Annotated in this window: 20 protein-coding genes; 15 read left to right on the plus strand and 5 right to left on the minus strand. The window is 69.6% G+C overall.

The annotated features are described in order from the left end of the window. Nucleotides 1-122 precede the first annotated feature (122 nt). The 5 genes from ABZT74_RS20895 to ABZT74_RS20915 are packed head-to-tail and all read left to right on the plus strand — an operon-like array spanning nucleotide 123 to nucleotide 4,110. Nucleotides 123-785, plus strand: coding sequence for a DedA family protein (locus tag ABZT74_RS20895; RefSeq protein WP_356436932.1), 663 nt, complete (start codon nucleotides 123-125; stop codon nucleotides 783-785). Continuing rightward, entirely contained in the window at nucleotides 782-1,387 is a 606-nt protein-coding gene (locus tag ABZT74_RS20900; protein WP_356436935.1) for a phosphatase PAP2 family protein, read from the plus strand. Before ABZT74_RS20895 ends, ABZT74_RS20900 begins: the two co-directional genes overlap by 4 nt. After that, nucleotides 1,384-2,115, plus strand: coding sequence for a phosphatase PAP2 family protein (locus ABZT74_RS20905; RefSeq protein WP_356436938.1), 732 nt, complete (start codon nucleotides 1,384-1,386; stop codon nucleotides 2,113-2,115). Before ABZT74_RS20900 ends, ABZT74_RS20905 begins: the two co-directional genes overlap by 4 nt. After that, nucleotides 2,069-2,731, plus strand: a complete 663-nt coding sequence (locus ABZT74_RS20910; protein WP_356436941.1) for a response regulator transcription factor — start codon at nucleotides 2,069-2,071, stop codon at nucleotides 2,729-2,731. The genes ABZT74_RS20905 and ABZT74_RS20910 overlap by 47 nt, the downstream gene beginning before the upstream one ends. After that, nucleotides 2,728-4,110 (plus strand): HAMP domain-containing sensor histidine kinase, encoded by a 1,383-nt coding sequence (locus ABZT74_RS20915; RefSeq protein WP_356436944.1) that lies wholly within the window; start codon nucleotides 2,728-2,730, stop codon nucleotides 4,108-4,110. The genes ABZT74_RS20910 and ABZT74_RS20915 overlap by 4 nt, the downstream gene beginning before the upstream one ends. 36 nt (nucleotides 4,111-4,146) lie before the next feature. Here the strand turns inward: ABZT74_RS20915 and ABZT74_RS20920 are convergent, their stop codons facing one another. Next, nucleotides 4,147-5,619, minus strand: coding sequence for an MFS transporter (locus tag ABZT74_RS20920; RefSeq protein ID WP_356436947.1), 1,473 nt, complete (start codon nucleotides 5,617-5,619; stop codon nucleotides 4,147-4,149). Between the two features lie 156 nt (nucleotides 5,620-5,775). Here ABZT74_RS20920 and ABZT74_RS20925 point away from each other — a divergent pair, with 156 nt between their 5' ends. Then, complete coding sequence (locus ABZT74_RS20925) at nucleotides 5,776-6,423, plus strand: helix-turn-helix domain-containing protein (RefSeq protein WP_355878017.1); 648 nt, start codon at nucleotides 5,776-5,778, stop codon at nucleotides 6,421-6,423. A 60-nt stretch (nucleotides 6,424-6,483) separates the two neighbouring features. Here ABZT74_RS20925 and ABZT74_RS20930 read toward each other — a convergent pair whose 3' ends face one another. Beyond that, a complete protein-coding gene (locus tag ABZT74_RS20930) occupies nucleotides 6,484-7,560 on the minus strand; it encodes a HoxN/HupN/NixA family nickel/cobalt transporter (RefSeq protein WP_356437098.1) in 1,077 nt (358 codons plus the stop codon). Between the two features lie 108 nt (nucleotides 7,561-7,668). Beyond that, complete coding sequence (locus ABZT74_RS20935; protein WP_356436950.1) at nucleotides 7,669-8,517, minus strand: LysR family transcriptional regulator; 849 nt, start codon at nucleotides 8,515-8,517, stop codon at nucleotides 7,669-7,671. A 103-nt stretch (nucleotides 8,518-8,620) separates the two neighbouring features. Between ABZT74_RS20935 and ABZT74_RS20940 the strand changes: the two genes are divergently transcribed. Beyond that, nucleotides 8,621-9,364, plus strand: a complete 744-nt coding sequence (locus ABZT74_RS20940) for an SDR family oxidoreductase (RefSeq protein WP_356436953.1) — start codon at nucleotides 8,621-8,623, stop codon at nucleotides 9,362-9,364. Between the two features lie 98 nt (nucleotides 9,365-9,462). Here ABZT74_RS20940 and ABZT74_RS20945 read toward each other — a convergent pair whose 3' ends face one another. After that, nucleotides 9,463-9,996 (minus strand): MarR family winged helix-turn-helix transcriptional regulator, encoded by a 534-nt coding sequence (locus ABZT74_RS20945; RefSeq protein ID WP_356436956.1) that lies wholly within the window; start codon nucleotides 9,994-9,996, stop codon nucleotides 9,463-9,465. Between the two features lie 249 nt (nucleotides 9,997-10,245). On the opposite strand from ABZT74_RS20945, the gene ABZT74_RS20950 reads away from it, so the two are divergent. The 8 genes from ABZT74_RS20950 (at nucleotide 10,246) to ABZT74_RS20985 (ending at nucleotide 22,689) form a co-directional block, all read left to right on the plus strand. Beyond that, nucleotides 10,246-11,769: an MFS transporter gene (locus ABZT74_RS20950; RefSeq protein ID WP_355877986.1), complete on the plus strand. Its 1,524-nt coding sequence runs from the start codon at nucleotides 10,246-10,248 to the stop codon at nucleotides 11,767-11,769. Nucleotides 11,770-11,967: 198 nt separating this feature from the next. Further along, complete coding sequence (locus ABZT74_RS20955; protein WP_356436959.1) at nucleotides 11,968-12,972, plus strand: LacI family DNA-binding transcriptional regulator; 1,005 nt, start codon at nucleotides 11,968-11,970, stop codon at nucleotides 12,970-12,972. Between the two features lie 303 nt (nucleotides 12,973-13,275). Further along, entirely contained in the window at nucleotides 13,276-14,610 is a 1,335-nt protein-coding gene (locus ABZT74_RS20960; RefSeq protein ID WP_356436962.1) for an extracellular solute-binding protein, read from the plus strand. Between the two features lie 7 nt (nucleotides 14,611-14,617). Beyond that, nucleotides 14,618-15,577: a sugar ABC transporter permease gene (locus ABZT74_RS20965; protein ID WP_355877995.1), complete on the plus strand. Its 960-nt coding sequence runs from the start codon at nucleotides 14,618-14,620 to the stop codon at nucleotides 15,575-15,577. 47 nt (nucleotides 15,578-15,624) lie between these two features. Beyond that, on the plus strand, nucleotides 15,625-16,431 hold the full coding sequence (locus ABZT74_RS20970) for a carbohydrate ABC transporter permease (protein WP_355877998.1): 807 nt from the start codon (nucleotides 15,625-15,627) through the stop codon (nucleotides 16,429-16,431). A 57-nt stretch (nucleotides 16,432-16,488) separates the two neighbouring features. Continuing rightward, nucleotides 16,489-19,260, plus strand: a complete 2,772-nt coding sequence (locus tag ABZT74_RS20975) for an alpha-mannosidase (RefSeq protein WP_356436965.1) — start codon at nucleotides 16,489-16,491, stop codon at nucleotides 19,258-19,260. Nucleotides 19,261-19,320: 60 nt separating this feature from the next. Continuing rightward, nucleotides 19,321-22,296 carry a glycoside hydrolase family 2 TIM barrel-domain containing protein gene (locus tag ABZT74_RS20980; RefSeq protein ID WP_356436968.1) on the plus strand — a complete coding sequence of 992 codons (2,976 nt, stop codon included), beginning with the start codon at nucleotides 19,321-19,323 and terminating at the stop codon, nucleotides 22,294-22,296. A gap of 123 nt (nucleotides 22,297-22,419) precedes the next feature. Next, on the plus strand, nucleotides 22,420-22,689 hold the full coding sequence (locus tag ABZT74_RS20985; protein WP_328446023.1) for a GlsB/YeaQ/YmgE family stress response membrane protein: 270 nt from the start codon (nucleotides 22,420-22,422) through the stop codon (nucleotides 22,687-22,689). Between the two features lie 187 nt (nucleotides 22,690-22,876). On the opposite strand, the gene ABZT74_RS20990 is transcribed toward ABZT74_RS20985, so the two are convergent. Beyond that, nucleotides 22,877-23,746, minus strand: coding sequence for an AraC family transcriptional regulator (locus ABZT74_RS20990; protein WP_356436971.1), 870 nt, complete (start codon nucleotides 23,744-23,746; stop codon nucleotides 22,877-22,879). Between the last annotated feature and the right edge of the window lie 141 nt (nucleotides 23,747-23,887).

Genomic DNA, 23,887 nt, shown 5'->3' on the forward strand with positions numbered 1-23,887 from the left:
GCGGGGAACTTCTCGTTCCTCGACATCGTCTACAGTTTAGTAGACCGTCTACGGAACTGTAGTCACCTGTCGGCGTCGCCTCGTCACGCCCGGCGGCCGAAGGAATCGAAGGGCTCCCGAACATGATCACGGACTTGGCCTCCCAGCTGGCTGTCAACGTGCTCGACGCGAAATCGTTGCTCGCCGCGTTCGGCGTGATCGGCGTGGGCGTGGTCCTGTTCGCCGAGACCGGGCTGCTGATCGGGTTCTTCCTGCCGGGCGACTCGCTGCTGTTCACCGCGGGCCTGCTGTGCACCGGCAGCGCGGACCGGGGCCTTCAGTTGTCCCTCGCTCCGCTGCTCGTAGCCGCCGTGGTCGGCGCCCTGGCCGGCTCCCAGTGCGGATATGTCCTGGGCAGAAGAGCGGGCGGCGCCCTGCTCGAGCGCAGCCGCTCGACGCGGCTCCACGAGGGCGCGAGCCGGGCGCAGGAACTGCTCGAACGGTATGGCTACGCGAAGGCGATCATGCTGGCCCGCTTCGTCCCGGTGGTGCGTACGGTGCTGAACCCGATGGCCGGCGCCCTGGGAGTGCCGGTGCGGACCTTCACCCTGTGGCAGGTGGTCGGCGGACTCGTGTGGAGCGTGGGGCTCGTCCTGGCGGGCTATGCGCTGGGCTCCTCCGTACCGAACGTGGACCGCTACCTGCTGCCCATCGTCGCGGTGATCGTGGTCGTGTCGTTGATCCCGCTCGCGTCCGAGGTGGTCCGCTCGCGCCGCGCAGCGAAGACCCGGGAGTCCAACGGATGATCCTGGCGTTCGGCGGCTCCTCGATCGACGGCTCCGCCTACACCGACGTGGTGGATCTCGCCCGGGACTCTCCCTCGTGGCTGGACGCCGCCGTGTCCGCCTGGTCGACGTACGGACTCGTTCTGTTCGCCGTCCTGATGGGCATCGGCTGGCGGGGGGCTCGGCGCGTGAGCCCAGCCGCCGCGGTGCGGGCGCTCGCCGTGCCGCTCGTCGTCGTCCTCGCCTTCGGGATCGACCTGGCGCTGAAGTCACTGGTGCGCGAGGACCGACCCTGCCGAGGACTGAAGGTGAGCACGCTGGAGGCGTGTCCGGCGCCCGGCGACTGGTCCTTCCCCAGCAACCACGCCGCCATCGCCGCCGCGGCGGCCGTGGCCCTGCTCTTCGTCGGCCGCCGTCTCGGCGCCATCGCCGTGGCCGCCGCCTTCGCGATGGCCGCGGCTCGGGTCTGGGTCGGTGTGCACTACCCGCACGACGCGGTGGCCGGTCTTCTGGTGGGTTCGCTCGTGGCACTCCTCGCCATGTACGCGCTGCGGCGGTTGCCCGAGTCCCTCGCGCACCGCGTCATGGCCACACCCCTGCGACCTCTGGTGGTGGCGTCATGAAGCGCGGCGCCGTGGCCGAGGCAGCCGGAAGCTGCGGCCTGGGTGCCTGGGTCGCCTTCGGTGTGCTGACCATGGTCGTCGTGGGGCATGACGGCGCGCCCCTGCTCTGGGACAGCGGCCTGCTCTCCTGGTCCGTCCACCACCGGCCGGACGTGTCGGTGGCCCTCGCCCGCTTGATCACCGACACGGGAACCGGACTCGTTCCCTACGCGCTGACCGTGCTGGCAGGTGTGGTCGCAGGACGCACGAGTCGGCAGCGAATGGTGGGCGTCTCCATCAGCGTCGCCTGTCTGGGGGTCGGGCAGGCCCTGCGATACGGGTTGATGGCGATCGTCGCGCGGCCCCGGCCTCCGAGTGACGTCTGGGAAACACATGCCTCGGGGTGGGCTTTCCCTTCCGGTCACACCACCACGGCCGCCCTCGCCGCCGGTCTGCTCGTCATCGCCGTATACATCCGCAGACCTCCCGGCAGAACCCTCATGGCCGTCGCCATCGGAATCTGGGGTGCCCTGGTCGGGCTCACGCGGATCTATCTCGGAGTCCACTGGTTCACCGATGTCGTCGGCGGCTGGCTGTTCGCCCTGGGGTGGCTGGGCCTGTGCCTGGGTGCGGCCGCCCGGTGGCTCCCCGATCGGCTGACCCCCGGTTCGACCGTCACAGAACCATCGCGGAGGGAGGGCCATGCCTCACACCATCCTGATCGTGGAGGACGATCACGCCCTGCGTGACGTTCTGATGCGCGGACTGCGCGAGGAGGACTTCCACACGGTCCCCGCGCCGGACGGTGCCACTGCCCTGCGGCTGGCCACGGACGACGTCGCCGCCGCGGTTCTCGACGTCGGTCTGCCCGACGCCGACGGCAGAGATGTGTGCCAGGCGATGCGGGCCAACGGGTTCATCTCCCCCGTCATCTTCCTGACCGCCCGTCACCGGCTGCCCGACCGGCTGGCCGGATTCTCCGCCGGAGGCGACGACTATCTGCCGAAGCCGTTCCACCTCGCCGAACTGGCGGCCCGTCTGCGAGCGGCCATCAAGCGCGCCGCTCCGGCGGCGCCGGCGACCGCGGGCGACCTGATCCTGGACGCGGTCCGCCACGAGGCGACCGTCCACGGCGCCCGGGTCGAACTGACACCGACCGAGTTCCGCATCCTGGCCGCCCTCATAGCCGCTGCAGGCGGCATCGTCCGGCGACGCGAACTCGTCCGGGCGGCCTGGCCCGAGGGCGCCCAGGTCCACGACAACACACTCGACCAGTACCTGACGAGGCTCCGCCGCAAACTGCGCGCGGCGGGCAGCGACCGGACGATCGGCACGGCCCGCGGCGTCGGGCATCACCTGTCATGAGAGGGCCGAGCCACGCACCGAGGGGTGCGGCGCGCGAGCTGCTGCGCCTTCTGACACCCCGAACGCTGCGGGGCAGGTTGTCGCTGGTCGCTCTCACCACGGCCGCACTGCTGATGGCAGTCCTCACGCTGGTCTTCAACGCCGTGGCTCAGCAGCGCCTTCAGCACCAGGCGGACGACGAACTGCGGACGCGAGCGGCGGCAGTCGCCACGACGGTCGACACGAGTGGCACAACCGTGCGCGTCGTGGAGTCGTCCCACGACAACCTGCTGGACACCAACGTGTGGATCTACGCGGGCCCCCACCTGCTGGAGGCACCGCCGGGCACGGCAAGCCCGCTGACCCACGTCGCGGACCGACTGGCGTCACACGGGGACCGGCTCTGTGTCACCACCACCTCCCACAGGCCGTTCCGGCTGTGCGCGCTCCCGGTAGCCGGGGGACGCGCCGAGGCGACAGTGATCACCGCCCTGGACCTCTCCCCGTACCGAAGTTCGGCCGACACCCTGCTCCTCGGCTCGCTCGCTCTGGACGCCGTCATGCTCGCCTCCACCTACGCGCTCACGCGGCTGGCCGTCGGACGCGCACTCCGCCCCGTCCGCGCGATGACCGACCAGGCCGCCCAGTGGGGCGCCGTGGCCTCGGCGGAACGCTTCGGCAGTGAGGGGCACCCCGCCGAACTCACGCGCCTCGGCACGTCACTGGACTCCCTGCTCGACCGCATTCGCACGCTCCTGCGTCACGAACAGCAGCTCACCGGGGAGCTGTCGCACGAACTCCGCACCCCGCTGAGCCGCATCATCGCCGAGCTCGACTGGTGGCAGAGCCGCCCCCGCACCGCCGATCAAACCCGCGCCACCCACCAGGTCATCACCGATGCCGCCAGGTCCATGCGAACGATCTGCGACACCCTCCTGGACGACGTCCGCGACGGCGCGACCGCCACTCCGGGCACGGCCGACCCCCTCATCGCACTGCGCCGACTCGCCGAAACCTCGTACCCGCCCGCTCACTTGACGATCGCCGTAGAGGGGTCGTGCCCGACGATCGGTGTCTCACCCGCTCTCCTCGAACGCATCGTCAGCCCGCTCCTCGCCAACGCGTGCCGCTACGCCCGCACCCGCGTCACCGTCCACCTGCACGAGGCATCCGACGGCGTACGGATCGACGTGACCGACGACGGACCCGGCGTGCCGCCCCCGTTCGTCCCCCACCTCTTCGAACCCGGCCGCCGCGCCGACACCGCCGACGGACACACCGGCGCGGGCCTGGGACTGCCGCTGGCCCGACGCCTCGCCCGCTCCGCCGACGGAGACCTGCGATTCGATCACCGCAACGCCGCAGGGGCCAGATTCGTCGTGAGCCTGCCTGCGGGATGACCGCGTCGTGCCGTCACACCCTCGCCGCCCCCGCCCTCAGGCGGCTTCCTCGACGTCGGCCTCCTCGACGGTGTGGGAGTCGGTGAGGCTCAGGGCGCCGGTGGCCGCGATCAGTCCGACGACGACCGCGAGAACGGCGTAGGTGATCCGTTCGCCGTGGAAGAACGACGCGACGAGGTCGCTGCTCCAGGTTCCGGCGGGGAGCTGGGTGGTGACCAAGGCCGCGATCAGGGTGCCGACGACTGCGGTACCGACGCTGGAACCGACCTCCTGTGCGGTGTCGTTGAGCGCGGCACCGATGGAGGTGCGGTTGCTCGGCATCGCGTCGACGAGGGCGACCGCGCAGATCGTCATGACGGTGCGCAGCCCCACGGTCATGAGCACCATGCAGACGGCGATGGCGGCGTATCCGTGGTCGACCCCCCAGGAGAGACCTGCCAGCGAGCCGGCCAGGCAGGCCGCACCCACCAGGCAGGCGATGCGGTGGCCGAACCGGCGTCCGAGCCACTCGGACAGGGGAGTCGCGGCGAGCATGGTCACGATGATCGGCAGGTTGGCGAGCCCGGCCCGCACCGGGCTCCAGCCGTAGGCGTACTGGAAGTGCAGGATCAGTCCGAACATCACACTGGCCATCGCGATGGACGTGCCGATCTGCGCGATGGCGGCGCCGCGGACGGTGCCGTTCGTGAAGAGACCCAGATCAAGCATGGGTGCCGCGCTGCGCCGCTCGTGCCGTATGAACGCCAGCGCCGCCACGACGGCGCCCGCGATCGACGCGATGGTGATCGCGGAGAGCCAGCCGTGCTCGACACCGCTGGTCAGCGAGTAGCAGGCGAGCCCGATGGCACTGACGCTCAGGACGGCGCCCGGCACGTCGAGCGCGTCTTTGGTCAGGTCCTCCGGCCGGTCGGCCGGCACGCCGAGGCGGACTCCGATACACGCGATCAGCGCGATCGGGGCGTTGACCACCAGCAGCCACTCCCACCGCACGTGGGCGAGCGCGGTACCGCCGAGCAACGGCCCGAGAACGAAGCCGGACATGCCGACGACGATCATCACCGTCATGGCACGCATCCGCAGGGCCTTGTCGTCGAACAGGCGGAAGACCAGCGAGTTCGTGATCGGGGCCATGGCCGCGGCGGCTATGCCGAGTGCGGCGCGCAGGGCGATGAGTTCGCCGGCTGTGGTGACCAGGACGACGCACAGGCTCAGCGAGCCGAACACCGCGAGTCCGATCAGCAGCACCCGGCGGCGGCCGAGCCGGTCGGCCATCGACCCGGCGGTGAGCAACAGGCCGCCGAAGGTCAGCGAGTACGCGCCGGTGACCCACTGCAGCGCGGTTGTGCCGCTGCCGAGGTCGCGACCGATCGTGGGCAGCGCGATCGACAGCAACGTGTTGTCGACCATCTCGACGAAGAAGGCCAGGCAGAGGGCAGCCAGGGGAATCCACGCCGCGCCTAGGGACGGGTAGGTGCTGCGTGACGGAGGTTGAAGCGTGGCGGTGGTCAACACGGTCCTCTCGATCGAACGTCGTTCGGCTATCGAACAACGTACGATGCGCTACGATAGAACAACGTTCGATACGACGCAAGACGCGACGGGATGGAAGCCATGGCACGCCTGCAAGACCGCTCAAGCGCGGGACGTCGACGGGCCTCGCACTCGATGGAGTCCGTGCTCACCGAGACGGTGGCCCTGCTCGACGAGGCCGGCGCGTCGGCGCTGACCTTCCGGGCGCTCGCACAGCGCCTCGGCGGCGGCGTCGCCAGCATCTACTGGTACGTCGCGAGCAAGGACGAACTGCTCGACCGCGCCACCGACCACGTGATGGGCACGGTGCTGGCCGACGTGGAGAAACTCCCGAGCAGCGACGACCCGATCGACGACCTTCGCGGCATGGCCGTGACCCTGTTCGACGCGATCGTGGACCGGCCCTGGCTGGGCGCCTACTTCATGCGCAACGCGAACGACCAGAGCAACTCCCTGTATCTGTACGAGAGGCTCGGCCGGCAGACTCTTCGCCTGAATCTCACCGCGCACCAGCGGTTTCACGCCGTGTCCGCGATCGTGGGGGTCGTCGTCGGCTCCGCCGTCGACATGGGACAGGAGCCGCCCCAGGAGGTCCTCGACGGCGCCGTGAACCGCGACGAGTTCCTCGGCCGCTACGCCGAGGCGTGGCGGAGGCTCGACCCCGAGGAATTCCCCTTCGTGCACGAGATCGTCGACGAGTTCGACGGCCACGACGACGTCGACCAGTTCCGCTCCGCACTGGAGCTGACGTTGACGGGCCTCCGCCTTCAAGCGGGAGCCTGACCACACCGGGTTCCCTCGTCGGCAAGAGGGAACCCGGTGCGCCGTGCCGCCGAAGTTGCCCTACTCGGCTTCCTGTTCGGCCGGTTGCGCGAGGTCCGCCGTCCACTTCTCCTCGATCCGCCCGAACTTCCACACCAGCAGGGCGACGGTCCAGGTGGCGAAGAACAGGCCGACGATGACGTAGCCGATGATGTTCAGGTCGAGGCCGGAGATCCAGTCCCAGAAGACACCGTGCAGGCCGGCCTTCTCGGCGAAGAGGCCGAGGAGTTCGACGGTTCCGATGATCAGGGCGACCGCGACGGACAGGCCGGTGATCGTGAGGTTGTAGTAGACCTTGCGGACCGGCTTGGAGAAGGCCCAGCCGTACGCGAAGTTCATGAATGATCCGTCGATCGTGTCCAGGAGCGACATCCCGGCCGCGAACAGGACCGGCAGGCAGAGAATCGCGTACCAGGGCAGCCCGGAGGCCGCGCCCGAGCCGGCCAGGACCAGCAGCGCGATCTCGGTGGCGGTGTCGAAGCCGAGGCCGAAGAGCAGGCCCAGTGGGTACATCTGCCAGGGCTTGGTGATCGACTTCATGAGACGGCCGAGGATGCGGTTCATGAAGCCCCGCTTGTCGAGCTGTTCCTCCAGCGCGGCCTCGTCGTAGTGGCCGGAGCGCATCTCGCGGAAGACTTTCCAGATCCCCGCCATGATGAGCAGATTGATGATCGCGATGACGTAGAGGAAGACCCCGGAGACGGTGGTGCCGATCCAGCCGGTGACGCCGTGCAGCTCGGAGTCGCCGTTCTGCACCGGACCTGCCAGGGCCTTGACGCCGAACGAGAGCAGGAAGGCGAGTGCGAAGACAATGCTGGAATGACCGAGGGAGAACCAGAAGCCGACGGACAGCGGACGCTGCCCGTCGTTCATCAGCTTCCGGGTGGTGTTGTCGATCGCCGCGATGTGGTCCGCGTCGAAGGCGTGCCGCATACCCAGCGTGTACGCGGTGATACCGATACCGATGCCGAAGGTCTTGGTGCCCAGGCTGTAGTTCTCCGGAGCGACGATCACGACCAGCGTGAACCAGCCGATGACGTGCAGCGTCAGGATGAACGCCGCCATCCCTCCGACACCGACCCACTCCTTGCGGGTCATCGACGTACGTATGCGGTGCCATCCCGATCGGTTGTTCTCAGCCACAGCATCCAGCTTGCTGCACATTGCTTGCAGGTACTACTTGAACGCAAAGTGCCGCGTTTCAGGTCACAGCATGACAGCGGCCCGGACCAGGCCCGCGACCTCCGGCGAGCGGCTGTGCGGGGGCCAGGCGATGACGGTGGTGACGTGCGGGGCGTCGGGGACCGGTACGGCGGTGAGGTCCTCGCCGAGGCCGGCGCATGCCGACTCAGGGACGATCGCGCACGCCCGGCCGAGCGCGACGAGTTGGGTGAGCTGGGTGTGGTCGCGTATCTGCGGGCCCGGGCCGTCCGCAAAGGTTCCGTCGGGTCGCGGCCAGCGAGGCAGGGGCAGGTCGGACAGGTCGGTGATCTCGTCGAGGCGGAGGTGGGGGCGGGTGCTGAGAGGATGGCCCGCCGGAAGGATCACGATCTGGCGCTCCGTGCGCAGGTCCTCGGTGTCGAAGCCGGCCGTGTCGTCGAACGGCCGGTGCAGGATCGCCACGTCGGCCCGGCCGTCGTGCAGTACACGGGCCTGCTCCCCCGGCCCGCACAGGATGACGTCCACGCGGACGGCACCGGGTTCGGCGGCGTAGGCGGCCAGGATCTTCGCCAGGAGCTCGCCGGAGGCACCCGCTTTCGCGGCGAGGACGACGGCGGGGCGACCGGTCGTGGCGAGGGCGGCCCGACGGGTTCGACGCTCGGCGGCCTCGACCGCGTCCAGTGCCGCTCCCGCCTCCTGGAGGAGCACCGTCCCGGCCGCGGTGAGCGCGACACCGCGGCTGTCACGGTTCAGGAGCGTGGCACCCAGCCGTCGTTCGAGCTGGGCGATCGCCCTGCTCAACGGGGGTTGGGCGATGCCGAGTCGTTGCGCGGCCCTGCCGAAGTGCAGTTCCTCGGCGACCGCGACGAAGTACCGCAGTTCACGCGTCTCCATTGCGCCAGCCTAGCCGGGGCTGCCAGGAGCGATACCCGGGCGGTATCGCCGGCCACCCGATCGGTCTTGGACGGGTGCCCGGGCCGGGAGAAGCATGGATGTCATGAGTGAAACGAACATCGCCCGTCATCCGCAGGTCGCGCTGGTGACCGGAGCCAACAAGGGAATCGGGTATGAAATCGCCGCGGGGCTCGGCGCTCTGGGCTGGACCGTCGGGGTCGGCGCCCGGGACGAGGAGCGGCGCGAGGCCGCCGTGGAGAAGCTCCGCGCGGCCGGAGTCGACGCGTTCGGCGTTCCGCTGGACGTGACCGACGACGCGAGTGTGACCGCGGCGGCCCGGTTCGTGGAGGAGCGGGCCGGGCGTCTCGACGCGCTCGTCAACAACGCGGGGATCACAGGTGGCGGACCGCAGGAGCCCTCCACGGTCGACGTGGACAGGGTGCGGGCCGCCGTCGAGACCAACGTGATCGGGGTCATCCGCGTGACGAACGCGCTGCTTCCGCTGCTCCGTCGTTCGCCGTCGCCGCGGATCGTCAACGTCTCCAGCAGCGTCGGCTCCCTCACGCTCCAGACGACTCCGGGCGCCGAGGTCGGCCCCATCTCCGTCGCCTACTCACCGTCCAAGACGTTCCTCAACGCCGTCACCGTGCAGTACGCCAAGGAACTGGCCGACACGAACATCCTCATCAACGCCGTCTGCCCCGGTTATACGGCAACCGACCTCAACGGCTTCCGGGGAGTGCGTACGCCGCAGCAGGGCGCGGCCTCCGCGATCCGCCTGGCGACCGTACCGGCCGACGGACCGACGGGCCGCTTCTTCGACGACGAGGGCGAAGTGCCCTGGTAGTTGGGGGTGGGTCGGCGAACAACTGGGCCGATACGGTGGTGCGTTGACCGAACCGGTCGGCGCACCCGCCCTGTCAGGTTCCGGCCGATTCGTCGGCGTCAGGTTCCGGCTGATTCGCCGGCGGCCTCGGGGCAGTGCGCCTGGGCCGTCGGCTCGGCGGCGCCCAGCAGACGCCCGCCGTGCGGGGCGGCGTGCGCGTGGTGGAGGACGCGCAGCGCGTCGGTCAGCACCCGTGCCGCATCGGCGTCCAGCGGAGCGAGGTAGGCCGCTTCGGCCTCGGCGCGGGCCTGTTCCGCGCCCCGCAGGCAGGTGACACCGGCGTCCGTGAGAGTCACCACGTTGCGGCGCCGGTCCCGCGCGCTGCGATGGCGTTCCACCAGTCCGCGGCCTTCGAGTACGTCGATGACGGCCACCATCGTCGTGCGGTCCATGCCGATCGCCGAGGCCAACTCGTTCTGTGAGCGTTCGGCGCCGTCCGCCCCGATCACCGAGAGCACGCCCAGCTCGCGAGGGAGCACGCCGTACGGCTCCAGCGCACTGGCCATGAGTGCGGCGATGTCGAGATAGGCGTGCTTGACCAGGTACCCCAGCCGGAGCGTGAGGAGGTCGGACAGTTCGGCGTCGTCCGTCATACGAGGTAGCGTATCCTGCTTCTGATAATCAGCACTGCTGACTATCTGCGGTGCTGCACACCGGCACCCGCACGCATGCGCTTCACAGACTCCGCGGACGGGGCGATGGAAGGGAACCGCCTGTTCCCTTCCATCGCACCTTCCGCCACCGTCCCACCGCGTACCGGGCCCAGTTGCGCCGGAACACCATCCTCCGTCCCGCGCCGCCCCTCGCGGCGCATGCCTCACCAAGGAAGCGACGTCCTCGACATGAGTGACTCCATACCCGCCGGCGCCACCCGGACGGCACCGGGCTCGCACGCCTCCGTCTCGGCCGAGCCGGCCGATCCCCGCCGCTGGTGGGGCCTGGTCGTCATCGCCCTGGCCCAGCTCATGGTGGTTCTCGACGCGACCATCGTGAACATCGCGCTGCCGTCCGCCCAGCAGGACCTCGGCATGTCGGACGGCAACCGCCAGTGGGTCATCACGGCCTACACCCTCGCCTTCGGCGGCCTGCTGCTGCTCGGCGGCCGTGTCGCCGACCTCGTCGGCCGCAAGCGGACCTTCATCGTCGGCCTGATCGGCTTCGCCGCCGCGTCCGCGGTCGGCGGTGCCGCGACCGGCTCCGCGATGCTCTTCGGCGCCCGGGCCGCGCAGGGCGTCTTCGGCGCACTCCTCGCGCCGTCGGCGCTGTCCCTGATGACGACGACCTTCACCGACCCGCGCGAACGCGGCAAGGCGTTCGGCATCTACGGCGCGCTGGCCGGCGCGGGCGGTGCGGTCGGCCTCCTGCTCGGCGGCATCCTCACCTCGTACCTGAACTGGCGCTGGTGCCTGTACGTCAACATCCCGATCGCGATCGTCGCCGTCATCGGCGCGGTCATCCTGCTGCACGACCGCCCCGGTCACAAGGACGTTCGGCTCGACGTGCCCGGCGTGATCCTCGGCTGCGGCGGCCTCATCGCCATCGTGTACGGCTTCTCCGAGGCCGAGCCGCGCGGCTGGGGCGACTCGATGGTCATCTCGCTGCTCGTCGGCGGTGTGCTGCTCCTCGCCCTGTTCGTCCTGTGGCAGTCCCGCGCCAAGTCCCCGCTGCTGCCGCTGCGCATCCTGCGCGACCGGAACCGGGCCGGCTGCTTCCTCACCATGGGCTTCGCCACGATCGGCATGTTCGGCCTGTTCCTGTTCATGACCTACTACCTGCAGGGCATCCTCGGGTACTCCCCCGTCAGGACCGGACTGGCGTTCCTGCCGATGTCCGCCGCGATCATCGTCGGCTCGACGCAGATCTCCGCCCGGCTGCTGTCCCGTGTCCCGGCCCGCGCCCTCATGGTGCCCGGCATGACCCTGGCCGCCTGCGGCCTGCTCATCCTGACCCAGCTCGGCGTCGACTCCTCGTACGCGACGCACGTGCTGCCCGCCGAACTCATCCTGGGCCTCGGCATGGGTCTCACCTTCATGCCCGTGTTCTCCACCGCGACGCAGGGCGTGCGACCGCAGGACGCCGGTGTCACCTCTGCCATGGTCAACACCTCGCAGCAGGTGGGTGGTTCGCTCGGCACGGCACTGCTCAACACCATCGCCACCTCCGCCACGTCCACGTACATCGGCAGCCACCTCACCGACCCGTCCCGCAAGGCGCAGGTCGTGGCGGCCGGCGTGGTGCACGGCTACACCCACGCCATCTGGTACGCGGTCGGCGCGATGGTCCTCGCCGGACTCTCCGCCGCCTTCCTGGTCAACGCGAAGCCCGTCGCCCACGGTGAGCCCGCGGCACCGAACGCCGCGCACTGACACCTGGCCCGGGTGTTCAGGGACCCGCACGAGGCGCCGGCAGGGGAAGTCCCCGGCCGGCGCCTCGTGCGTAGCTTCCGCGGGGGCGTCAGCAGTTGCCAGGCCACCATGACACCGGCCGTGACGGACTTCGGGCCGCCCCCTACGTGCATACTCAGGCTGCGCGCACCGGCGTTTGCGAGAAGCAGGAGGTAGGCGATGGTGTCGAAATCGGGGACGGAGCCCCGGAGGGTCACGATCAATGACGTCGCCAGGTCCGCCGGAGTGTCCCGGCAGACCGTGTCGCGGGCCCTCAACGACAAGGACGAGATCGACGGCGACACCAAACAGCGTGTGCTGGACGCCGCTCACGCGCTGGGGTACCGGCCGAGCCGGTTCGCCCGTGGCCTGGTCCGTCAGGACACGATGACGATCGGGCTGGTCATCCCGGATCTGCTCAACCCGTTCTTCACCGAGGTCGCGGCCTCCGCACTGGAAGCCGCCCGGTCGCGCGGCTGGCATGTCGTCGTGTACGACACCGCCGACCGTGCGGAGGAGGAGCGTGGCACGCTTCAGGTGATCAGTTCGCAGGTCGATGCCGTCATCGGCTACTTCAGCTGTCCGGACAGCGAACTGGAGTCGTTCACCCGCGGCATGCCGGTGGTGCTCATCGGGCGTGAGAGCGGGTCCTCGCGGTTCACGTCGATCCGGATCGAAGGCCAGGACGGGGTCCACGCCGCGATCGCGCACCTGGCCGCGAAGGGCCACGCACGGATCGGCATGCTCGACCACCACACCCGGGCCGAACCGAGCATCCGGCACGCGTGGTTCACCTCGGCCGCACAGGCGCACGGCATCGACGCGGGGATGGTCGTGGGCGCGGATCAGACGGCCGACGGCGGCGGCAAGGCGCTCAGGGAACTGCTCGGAGCCCATCCCGATGTCACCGCCGTCTTCACGTTCAACGACATCATCGCGATCGGCGCGCTTCGTGAGGCCCGGCGCCTCGGCAAGAGCGTTCCGCAGGATCTGGCGGTGATCGGATTCGACGGACTTCAGCTCGGGGCCCTCCTGGAACCCCCGTTGACGAGTGTCGCTCTCGACACCCGGCAGCTCGGCGCACTCGCCATCGAGCAGGTCGCACGACTGTTGTCGGAACCGCGCACGCAGGTGGCCGACGACCTGATCGTCCGTGCCGAGCTGCGGTTGAGCGGTTCGGCCTGACCCGCCGCGAACGCGTCCGCATCGTATGTCTTGACGTGGAAGCGCGCCGGAGCGCAGACTTCCGACCACTCCGCATTGCATGGCGCGGGGTATTTCCGGGCCTTCCCGTGAACGCTCCCGTGAGCGTTCACGGGAGCGCTCACAAGTATCCATGAACAGCTGTTTCGACCACGTCGCCCCGACAACTCGGCGCTTGCGCCGACATTGCCGCAGCGAATGCCTTCCGCCCACAGGGTGTTCAGCCCGCGGGTTCCGCATCGAGCCGTCTAGCACCGTCGCTAGCCGTTGTCTGGAACGGAAAATATGAGCAGCACACGCACGCGCATCCGCCTTGCCGTCGTCGCCGCGGCCGCCGGCTCCGTCGTACTCGCCGGATGCTCATCGTCCGACCCGTCCACCGAGTCGTCCGCGAAGTCCTGCGAGCCCACGAAGGGCAAGGTGACGCTCCAGTACTGGAACACGGTTCCGGGTATGGACAAGGTCGTCGCCCTGTGGAACAAGCAGAACCCGGACATCCACGTCGAGACGAAGAACATCTCCAACGACCAGTACGGCACCCTCGGCAACGCCCTCAAGGCGGGCAAGGCGCCGGACCTCGCCCAGGTCGGCTACGACCAGTTGCCCAACCTGCGGACACAGAACGCCTTCGTGGACGCCTCGGCCTGCTCGGCCGCCGGCGCCGCCAAGTCGAAGTTCGTGCCGTGGACCTGGTCGCAGTCCAGCTTCGGGGGCACCGGCGTGTTCGCCCTCCCGCAGGACACCGGCCCGATGGCGCTGTACGTACGCAGCGACCTGTTCAAGAAGCACGGCATCGACATACCGAAGACCTGGGACGAGTACGCGGCGGCCGCCGAGAAGCTGCACAAGGCCGACCCCGACCTCGACATCACGTTCTTCGACCCCAACAACGCCGAGTGGTTCAACGGGCTCATCTGGCAGAACAAGGCCAGGATGTACGGCTACTCCGGCGACAAATGGCACGTCACCGTCGCGTCGCAGCAGAGCAGGCAGGTCGCCGACTACTGGCAGAAGCTGATCGCCGCCAAGCTCGTTCGCACCGACCTCGCCAACGGCTCGACGCAGATGTACGCCGCGTACCAGAAGGACCGGATCGCCAGCTACGTGGGCGCCGCCTGGGGCTACAGCATGTTCCGCGACAACCTTCCCGAGCAGGCCGGCAAGTGGAGCATCGTGCCGATGCCGACCTGGGGTGCCGACGGCACGTCCGGTGACTGGGGCGGCTCGACCGTCGCGTTCATGAAGGGCGGCAAGCACCTCTACGAGTCGGCCAAGTTCAACACCTGGCTCACCACCGACCCCGAGGCCCTCGCGCTGGAGAACAAGCTGGGCGGCCTGTACCCGGCCGCCGACGCCGGGCTGCAACTGCCCGCCCTGTCCGAGGGCGTTCCGTACTACAACAACGAGAAGATCTTCGATGTCTTCGCGGACTCGTCCAAGAAGATCGACACCAGCTTCGCCTGGGGCCCCACCCAGAAGACGGTGAACCTCGCCCTGCAGGACGCGATGGCCAAGGCCGCCGCCGGTGACGGCACCCTCGCCGACGCGCTCTCCGCCGCCCAGTCGTCCGCGCTGAAGTCGATGAAGGACCAGGCGATCCCGGTCACGGCAGGCGAGTGAGCACGGCATGACCGACCTCGCGACCCGCACGCGTACGACCCGTGAGGTGCCGTCCACCGGGGGCCGCCGCCGTCGTCTTCCCCACGGCGGCGGCCCCCGGGCGGGCACCATCACCGCGTTCCTGATCCCCTTCTTCCTCCCGTTCGTGCTGTTCTACCTGGTGCCGGTCGGCTACGCGCTCTGGCAGAGCTTCCGCGCCGTGCACCGCACCGGAGGCCAGTACGGCACCTCCTACACGACCTTCGGCGGGTTCGAGCAGTACCAGAAGGTGTTCGAGAACACCGAGTTCTGGTCGAGCATCGGACGCATCGGACTGTTCGGCATCGTGCAGGTGCCGGTCATGCTGCTCGTCGCCCTCGTCATGGCGCTGCTCCTCGACACTCCCCTGCTGAAGCTCAAATCCGTCTTCCGTATCGCCGCGTTCATGCCGTACGCCGTACCCGGGGTGATCGCCGCGATCATGTGGTCGTACCTCTACTCGCCCCAGCTCAGCCCCGTCGTCGACCTGCTGAACGGCATCGGTCTGCACCCCGACTTCCTCGGCCCGGGCGCGGTGCTCTGGTCGGCGGCGAACGTCTCCACCTGGCTGTGGACCGGCTACAACATGCTCATCATGTACTCGTCCCTCCAGTCGATCCCGACGGAGCTGTACGAGGCCGCCAAGCTCGACGGCGCCGGCAACTGGGCCATCGCGTGGCGGATCAAGGTTCCGATCATCGCCCCCTCGATCGTCCTGACCACGGTGTTCTCGATCATCGGAACGCTCCAGCTCTACGCGGAGCCGGCCGTGCTGCGCCAGATCTCCTCGAACATCTCGAGCACGTTCACGCCGAACATGCTCGCCTATGCCGTGGCCTCGGGGAACAACTACCAGCAGGCCGCCGCGATCTCCGTGGTCATCGCCGTCATCACCTTCGTCCTGAGCTTCGGATTCATGCGACTGACCTCGAAGAGGGCCGGCCTGTGAGCAACGCGTCCACACACCGTGAAAGCCGCGTCAGCCGTTCAGCGGCCATGGCCCTGATGCTCCTGCTCGCGATCTACTTCCTGCTGCCGATCTACTTCCTCATCGTCGCGGCCACCAAGCCGCAGGGCGACCTCGCCTCCACCAACGGGCTGGCGTTCTCGCACTTCAACCTGTTCGACAACCTGCGTGTCCTGTTCACCCGCAGCGACGGGATCTTCGGCCGTTGGGCGGTCAACACCGTCATCTACGCCGTGCTGGGCGCCGCCGTGGGCACGCTCATCTCCGCGCTCTGCGGCTACGCCCTGGCCAAGTTCCGTTTCCGCGGGCGGGAGTTCCTCTTCTCCGTCGTCCTCGGCGGTGTTCTCGTACCCACCACCGCGCTGGCGCTGCCTCTGTTCCTGCTGTTCTCGGCGACCGGGATCGTCAACACCTACCTCGCGGTGTTCCTGCCCAGCATCGTCAGCCCGTTCGGCGTCTACCTGGCCCGCATCTTCGCCACCGCCGCCGTTCCCCAGGAGCTGATCGAGTCGGCACGCCTGGACGGTGCGGGTGAGTTCCGCACGTTCTTCTCCGTGTCGTTCAAGCTGATGACGCCCGCGCTGGTGACCATCTTCCTGTTCCAGTTCGTGGCCATCTGGAACAACTTCTTCCTGCCGATGGTCATGCTGCAGAAGGAGTCGCTCTTCCCGATCACGCTCGGCCTGTACCAGTGGAACGGTCAGACCGCCCGGGCGCCGCTCCTGCAGCAGTCCGTCATCACCGGTTCGCTCGTGTCGATCGTGCCCGTGATCATCGTGTTCATCCTCCTCCAGCGGTTCTGGCGCACCGGCCTGGCAGCCGGTTCGCTCAAGTGACCGCAGCCGCGTCCTCCCGCCTCCGCACGCCCGGCCCGTAGAGAAGGTCTCGCCGCCATGAGCAACTCCGCTGTCTTCGTGCCCCACTTCCACTGGGACCGGGAATGGTACGAGCCGTTCCAGGTGTTCCGGCACCGGCTGGTCACCGCCCTCGACACCGTCCTGGAGACGGCCGAGGCGAACCCCGATTTCCGGTTCACCGTCGACGGGCAGATGGCCGCGGTCGAGGACTACCTGGAGATGCGGCCGGAGAACCGCGACCGTGTGGCGGCCCTGGTCGGCGCGGGACGGCTGGCCGTCGGGCCCTGGCTCATCCTGCTCGATGAGTTCCTCTGCTCGGGCGAGACCATCGTCCGCAACCTGCAGATGGGATGGTCCGCGGCGGCGGAACTCGGGGGTGCGATGGCCGTCGGCTATCTGCCCGACATGTTCGGCCACGTCGCGCAGATGCCGCAGATCCTCGCGCGCGCCGGCATCGGGCACGCGGCTCTGTGGCGTGGCGTGCCCGGCTCCGTCGACGGCCACGCCTTCCGCTGGCGCGCGCCCGACGGCTCCGAGGTGCGCACCGAGTTCCTCTTCGACGGCTACGACAACGGGCTCGACGTGCTGCTGGTGCCCGACCGGATCGGGCGCGCGCTGAACGACTACGCGGAGATGACGGCCGGCCGCTGGGGCACCGACCCGGTGCTGGCGATGGCCGGCACCGACCACAACGCGCCCGACCCGCACCTCGCCGCGTGGCTGCGGCAGGCGTCCGGCGAGGGGCGTCCCATCACCGTGGCGACACTGGACGAGTACCTCCGCGAGCATGTGCGTGACGAGGTGCCGGCCGTCGTCACCGGCGAGTTGCGCAGCCATGTGCGCGGCAACATCCTCCCGGGCGTGCTCTCCGTCCGCCTCGGCCTGAAGCAGCGGATGGCGGTGGCCGAGCGCACGGTCGACCACGCCGAGCGCATGAACGCCCTGTGGTCCCGGCGCGACGACTCGCCGTTCCTCACTCTCGCCTGGCACAAGATCATCGAGTCGAGCGCGCACGACTCGGTCGTCGGTTCCGGCACCGACGAGACGTGCGACCAGGTCGCCGCGCGCCTGGCGGAGGCCGCGCAGACGGCGCGCGCCGTCCGGGACGCGGCGCTCGCCGAGCCCGCCGGCCTGGTGCCGAGCGACGCCCATCTGGTCGCCAACCCGCTGCCGTTCGAGCGCACTTCGCTGGTCGAGGTGAACGTCGTCGCGCCGCCTGAGGGGACGAGCCCGGTCGCGGCCTTCGCCGACGGGTCGGAGCACCCCGTGCAGCTCATCTCGGAGGCACCGACGGTCCTCAGCGACGAGCGCATGGACGCCTCACAGCTCGAGCGCGTGCTGCGCCGTATCCACCGCCGCGAACTGTTCGGCCGGCTCATCGACCACTACGACCTCAATCCCGGCTCGCTGGTCTTCCACCTCGCGGAGGTCCCCTCCGGCGGACCGTTCGACCTGCTGATCCTGCGCAAGGAGGTCGCCGCCGCCGCTGCCGCCCATCCGGGCGAGTGGCGCGTGCTGACATTGGAGGAGGCCCGCGCCACCGCACTCGTTCCCGTCAGGGTGCCCGCCTCCGGGCTGACCTCCTTCCGGGTCGAGTCCCGCGAGGGCGGCTCCACCGCGCCGGGCTCCTCCGCGACCTCTCCCGGTCCGGACACGCCCGCACCGTCCGCGTACACACCCGCGACCGCGACGGGCCGCACGCTCTCCAACGGCCTGGTCGCGGTGACCGTCGCCGCCGACGGCACGCTGGACATCACCGGACCCGACGGCAGCCGGCTGAGCGGGGTCGGCCGCCTCGTCGACGGCGGTGACCGGGGCGACAGCTACAACTACGCTCCCCCGGCGCACGACGTCCTCGTGCGGGAACCGGCAGAACTCACCGTCGACCTCATCGAGGACGGTCCGCTGCGTTCACGGCTGCGGGTCACCCGCGTCTACGCGTGGCCCGCCGCCCTCTCCGACGATCGTGACGTGCGCGACGAGCGGACCCTGCCGACACCGGTGGAGATGCTCGTCGAGGTACGCACCGGCGAACCGTTCGTGCGTATCTCCACCGCGTTCCTGAACCGGTCCGCGGATCACCGGCTGCGCTTCCACGTACCGCTGCCCGAGCCGGTGACCGCGTCCTCGTCCGCCGGCCAGTTCGCCGTCACCGAGCGGGGGCTCACCGCCGAGGGCGGCTGGGGCGAGCACCCGCTGCCGACCTTCCCCGCCGGTACCTTCGTGTCCGCGGGCCCCGCCACTGTTCTCCTCGACCACTCCAGCGAGTACGAACTCGTCGACGACGGCTCCGAACTCGCCCTCACCCTGCTGCGCGCGATCGGGTCGATCAGCGTCAACATCCATCCCCTGCGCGACGAGCCCGCCGCGAGCGAGATCCCGGCGCCGGGTGCCCAGGACCTCGGTCTGCGGATCGAGAACCGCTTCGCCGTCGTCCCGTCGGCCACGGGCTGGCGAGGGGCCCACGCGGTCTCGCTCGCCGAGGAGTTCCGCAACGACGTGCTCGTCACTCGTGGGACCGCCGTCGCCGCCGGCCAACTGCCGCCCGACACACTCGGGTTGCGCGTCGACGGCCAGGACGTCCTGGTGTCCGGTGTCCGCCGTGTCACCGACGACGTCTCCGGGGCCGGCATCGAGGTGCGCATGGCCGCGATGCGCGACACCGCGTCGACCGTCCGTGTGACGGGGACGTTCTCCGAGGTCACCACCGTGGATCTGCTCGGCCGCCCGATCTCGCGGGCGCAGGCCGCGGCCGAACTCGAACTCGCCCTCGGCCCCTGGGAGATCCGCACGGTCGTCCTCCGCTGAAGGACCGTCGCGCCCCTCGTAGCCCCGTCGCACGTGACATCAAGAAAGAGTTGTGACCACTTGTCCAACGAGCTCTCCCCCCATGTCTCCGACGTCACCCCTGGACGTGGCGCGCTGCGTCCGGCGCGCTCGTGGCTGCACTCCGACGCGCCGTCGCTCTCCCTGAACGGTCCGTGGCGCTTCCGCCTCTCGCCCACGGCGTCCGGACCGGAGGACTTCGCGGCGGACGGCTTCGACGACCACGGCTGGGACAGCATCCCGGTGCCCTCCCACTGGGTGCTGGAGGGTGACGGGGCATACGGCCGGCCGATCTACACGAACATTCAGTTCCCCTTCCCGATCGACCCGCCGTACGTCCCGGACGACAACCCGACAGGCGACTACCGCCGGCACTTCGACCTGCCCGCCGACTGGTCGGACGCCGAGCGTGTGCTGCTGCGCTTCGACGGTGTCGAGTCGATGTTCCGGGTGTGGGTGAACGGCGTCGAGGTCGGCGGCGCGAGCGGGAGCCGACTGGCCCACGAGTTCGACGTGACCACCGCGGTCCGCGAGGGCGACAACACCGTCGCGGTGCGCGTGCACCAGTGGTCGGCGGCCAGCTATGTCGAGGACCAGGACCAGTGGTGGCTGCCGGGCATCTTCCGCGACGTCACGCTCCTCGCCCGGCCCGTCGGCGGCATCGAGGACGTGTGGCTGCGCACCGGATTCGACGGCGGTCACGGACGGATCGAGGCGGAGATCACCGCCGACGCGTCCGCCTTCCCGGTCACCCTGCGCATACCCGAACTCGACATCGAGCACGTCTGGACCGCACCGGGCGCGATCGCCCCCCTCGGCGTCCCCGACGCGCGGCCCTGGTCGGCCGAGGAGCCCCGCCTGTACGGGGCCACCGTGTCCACGGCCGCGGAGACCATCACGCTGCGGGTGGGATTCCGTACCGTCGAGATCCGCGGCGACCTGTTCCTGGTCAACGGCCGACGCGTCGTCTTCCACGGAGTGAACCGCCATGAGGCGCACCCCGAGCGTGGCCGCGTCTTCGACGAGACACACGCGCGGGAGGACCTGGCCCGCATGAAGCGGTTCAACGTCAACGCCATCCGCACCAGCCACTACCCGCCGCATCCCCGACTGCTCGACCTGGCGGACGAACTCGGCTTCTGGGTGGTCCTCGAATGCGACCTGGAGACGCACGGCTTCGACCAAGTCGGCTGGGCGGGCAACCCGAGTGACGACCCGGCATGGCGCGAGGTCTACCTGGACCGCATCCGGCGCACGGTCGAGCGGGACAAGAACCATCCCGGCATCGTGATCTGGTCACTCGGCAACGAGGCGGGTACCGGCGGGAACCTGGCCGCCATGTCGGCATGGGTCCATGCCCGCGACGCCGGCCGCCCGGTGCACTACGAGGGCGACTACACCGGCGAGTACACCGACATCTACTCACGCATGTACGCCTCGGTGCCGGAGACCGAGCAGATCGGAGCCGACGGCGCGCGCTCCCCCCTGCTGAACTGCACCCCCGCGCAGAGCGCCCGGCAACGCGCCAAGCCGTTCCTCCTGTGCGAATACGCGCACGCCATGGGCAACGGACCGGGCGCGTTCGACCAGTACGAGGCACTCGTACGGCAGTACCCGCGCCTGCACGGCGGGTTCGTGTGGGAGTGGCGCGACCACGGCCTCCTCGCCACCGCTTCGGACGGAACGCCGTACTACGCCTACGGGGGCGACTTCGGTGAAGTCGTGCACGACGGCAACTTCGTCATGGACGGCATGCTGCTGAGCAACGACGTCCCCAGTCCCAGTCTGTTCGAGTTCGCGGCCGTCACGCGGCCCGTCGACCTCGTCTTCGACGGCGAGAAGATGGCGGTCACCAACCTGCGGCACACGGCCGACACGACGGACCTCAGCTTCCGCTGGCGCGTGGAGCACGACGGAGTTCACGTGGCGTCCGGCGACCTGGACGTCCCCGTGCTCGCCGCGGGAGAGTCAGGGTGGGCGCCACTGCCTCCGGTCACCCCCGCACCCGACGGCGAGACCTGGCTGACGGTCGACGTGGCACTGGCGGCGTCAACACCCTGGGCTCCGGCGGGACATGTGCTCGCGACCGCACAACTGGACCGCACAGGACGTCGTCCCGTGCCCGCCGTACGCCAACAGGGCGACTGGCAGCCGTGCGACGGGAACCGGTCCCTCGGAATCGCCGAGTTCACCGGCGGATCCCTTGTCCGCCTGGGCGACCGCCCCGTGACGGGGCCACACCTGGAACTGTTCCGCGCGCCGACCGACAACGACGAAAGCCCGTCCGACGGAGTCGAGGGGAGCGACGACAGCATCGCGGGTACCTCGCATGCCGACCTGTGGCGTCGTGACGGCCTGGACCGTTTGACCGCACGGCGCATCCGCGTGGAGCGCACCGGGGATGCCTTGCGCACTCTCGACAAGGTGTCCGCGGCCAACTCCGCGGCGTGGGTGATGGTGGAGTCCACTTGGTCGATCGAGGGCGACGAGCTGGAACTGCGCGTCGAGATCGAACCGTCGCACGGCTGGCGGACGGTGTGGCCCCGGATCGGGATCCGTTTCGGTCTGCCCGACGTCGCGGCTCCCGTCGACGGAGCGCAGTGGTTCGGCCTGGGCCCGCTGGAGTGCTACCCCGACAGTCTCCGAGCTGCCCGCACAGGCCACTTCACGTCCACCATCCGCGACCTCTCCGTCGACTACGCCCGCCCTCAGGAGACCGGCCACCGCTCGGAGCTGCGCCGGCTGACACTGACCAGTGGTGCCGCCGAGGTTCTTCGCATCAGGACCCTCGCCGACACCCGTGGCCGCCGCCCCGGCTTCACCCTCAGCCGCCACACCCCCCAGCAGATCGCCCGGGCCGAGCACCCCTTCGAGCTCACCGGCTCCACGACGAGTCACCTGATTGTCGACGCGGCCCAACACGGCCTCGGCTCGCGGGCATGCGGCCCGGACGTGTGGCCCGAGTTCTCGCTCCGCCCCGAGTCCCGCACGATCAGGCTGCGTATCGCGGCGGGCTAGGGATCCGGTCCGGTCCAGCGCGCCCGCGGGCCGCGCGGGACATATGGGGGTTTGAAATCGCTGACACGGAACACACGGAGTCTCTGACACAGCCTTTATACGACCAGGTAGGAGACACACATCATGGGCATCATCGCCTGGATACTCATCGGTCTGCTCGCGGGCATCATCGCCAAGGCGCTCATGCCCGGCAAGGACCCGGGCGGCATCATCATCACGATGCTCATCGGTATCGCGGGAGGTCTCCTCGGCGGCTGGCTCGGCAAGGTCATCTTCGGCGTGGACTCCATCGACGGCTTCTTCGACCTGTCCACCTGGATCGCCGCCATCGTCGGCTCGCTCATCCTGCTGGCCCTCTACCGGGTCATCACCGGAAACCGCCGCCACGCCTGACCACACCTCCGCTCCCCCGGCGAAACGGCCCCGCCCTCCCCTCAACGGGAGGACGGGGCCGCCGCGTTTTGTCCGCAGCTCGGGGCGGACACGATGGTCGGGCGCTGGGTACGGCGGCGCGCTCGCTGGACCGCCGCCGACGGCTGAAGCAGCCGATGTCCACCACCTGCCCCCCGACCACGCCCCATCACGCCGGTTCGACCGGTAGCCACAGTTCACAGGTCGCCGCGTCGAAGTCGGCCGCGCGGTCGAGCAACGCGACGATCGAGGGGCCTGGCCGGAGTCGCCACGGGTTGGAGGGGAACCACTCGGTCGCGGTCGCGGCCCAGGTTGTCTGCAGAGCCTGCGGAAACGGTCCAGCCGTGCTGAACACCGCCCACTTGCCGGCCGGCACCTCGATGGCGTCGAGGTCGTCGGGCACCGCCGTGTCCCGGGACATGGCGACCCCATGGAGGTATGTCAGTTCGGTTCCCTCCGTCGCGTCGGGGTCGACGTCGTCACTGACCTGGAGGAGGCCCGCCGGTTCGGCGTCGCCGAGGGCCTTGAGCCGGGCATGCGCCTCCTGCGGCAGTGCGGCGATGTGCTGCTGGATGTGCGGGTTGACGCCCTGGTGGATGAGCGGTACCCGGGCGGCGTGTCCGACCAGCCGGAAAGCGGGGCGGTCGACGAGGCGGGTGTCCATGGGGATGCTCCCTTCGACGGTCAGGTGGAACCTGAGCTTCGGTTGTGTCCGCAAGGGGCCTCCGTCGCGGCGCACGTCACTGAGCCCGGCGCCGTGGACAGCACGGAACGCGCGACCGAACGCCTCGGTCGAGCCGTATCCGTGCCGGACGGCGATACTCAGCAGATCGTCCTCGCCTCGGACCACATCGGCGGCGGCGACGGTCATACGGCGTCGGCGCACGTACTCCGACAGCGGCATGCCGGCCAACGACGAGAACATGCGGCGCAGGTGGTACTCCGTCGTGCCGAGCCCCCGGGCCAGTCCTCGCACGTCGAGGTCCTCGGCGAGGTGCTCCTCCACGAGACCGACGAGCCGGTTGAGTGCCGAGATCATGAGGCCTCCTTTCGACTTCCACCCTGCCGGGTACAACCCAGGCCGCACCCGATCGCCGCGATCCGATCCGATCATGCGCCGGGACGGACACCTGGCCGACCACCCTCATCCCCTCGGCCAAGTACAAGTTCGCGAAGAGGC

Origin of the sequence: Streptomyces sp. NPDC005302, assembly GCF_040607345.1 — a bacterium.
In the GTDB taxonomy this organism is placed as follows: domain Bacteria; phylum Actinomycetota; class Actinomycetes; order Streptomycetales; family Streptomycetaceae; genus Streptomyces.

Coding starts and splice junctions, on each gene's coding strand:
- ABZT74_RS20895 (WP_356436932.1), top strand. CDS start 123: ATGATCACGGACTTGGCCTCCCAGCTGGCTGTCAACGTGCTCGACGCG.
- ABZT74_RS20900 (WP_356436935.1), top strand. CDS start 782: ATGATCCTGGCGTTCGGCGGCTCCTCGATCGACGGCTCCGCCTACACC.
- ABZT74_RS20905 (WP_356436938.1), top strand. CDS start 1,384: ATGAAGCGCGGCGCCGTGGCCGAGGCAGCCGGAAGCTGCGGCCTGGGT.
- ABZT74_RS20910 (WP_356436941.1), top strand. CDS start 2,069: ATGCCTCACACCATCCTGATCGTGGAGGACGATCACGCCCTGCGTGAC.
- ABZT74_RS20915 (WP_356436944.1), top strand. CDS start 2,728: ATGAGAGGGCCGAGCCACGCACCGAGGGGTGCGGCGCGCGAGCTGCTG.
- ABZT74_RS20925 (WP_355878017.1), top strand. CDS start 5,776: ATGGAGTCCGTGCTCACCGAGACGGTGGCCCTGCTCGACGAGGCCGGC.
- ABZT74_RS20930 (WP_356437098.1), bottom strand. CDS start 7,560: ATGACCCGCAAGGAGTGGGTCGGTGTCGGAGGGATGGCGGCGTTCATC.
- ABZT74_RS20935 (WP_356436950.1), bottom strand. CDS start 8,517: ATGGAGACGCGTGAACTGCGGTACTTCGTCGCGGTCGCCGAGGAACTG.
- ABZT74_RS20940 (WP_356436953.1), top strand. CDS start 8,621: ATGAGTGAAACGAACATCGCCCGTCATCCGCAGGTCGCGCTGGTGACC.
- ABZT74_RS20945 (WP_356436956.1), bottom strand. CDS start 9,996: ATGACGGACGACGCCGAACTGTCCGACCTCCTCACGCTCCGGCTGGGG.
- ABZT74_RS20950 (WP_355877986.1), top strand. CDS start 10,246: ATGAGTGACTCCATACCCGCCGGCGCCACCCGGACGGCACCGGGCTCG.
- ABZT74_RS20955 (WP_356436959.1), top strand. CDS start 11,968: ATGGTGTCGAAATCGGGGACGGAGCCCCGGAGGGTCACGATCAATGAC.
- ABZT74_RS20960 (WP_356436962.1), top strand. CDS start 13,276: ATGAGCAGCACACGCACGCGCATCCGCCTTGCCGTCGTCGCCGCGGCC.
- ABZT74_RS20965 (WP_355877995.1), top strand. CDS start 14,618: ATGACCGACCTCGCGACCCGCACGCGTACGACCCGTGAGGTGCCGTCC.
- ABZT74_RS20970 (WP_355877998.1), top strand. CDS start 15,625: ATGGCCCTGATGCTCCTGCTCGCGATCTACTTCCTGCTGCCGATCTAC.
- ABZT74_RS20975 (WP_356436965.1), top strand. CDS start 16,489: ATGAGCAACTCCGCTGTCTTCGTGCCCCACTTCCACTGGGACCGGGAA.
- ABZT74_RS20985 (WP_328446023.1), top strand. CDS start 22,420: ATGGGCATCATCGCCTGGATACTCATCGGTCTGCTCGCGGGCATCATC.
- ABZT74_RS20990 (WP_356436971.1), bottom strand. CDS start 23,746: ATGATCTCGGCACTCAACCGGCTCGTCGGTCTCGTGGAGGAGCACCTC.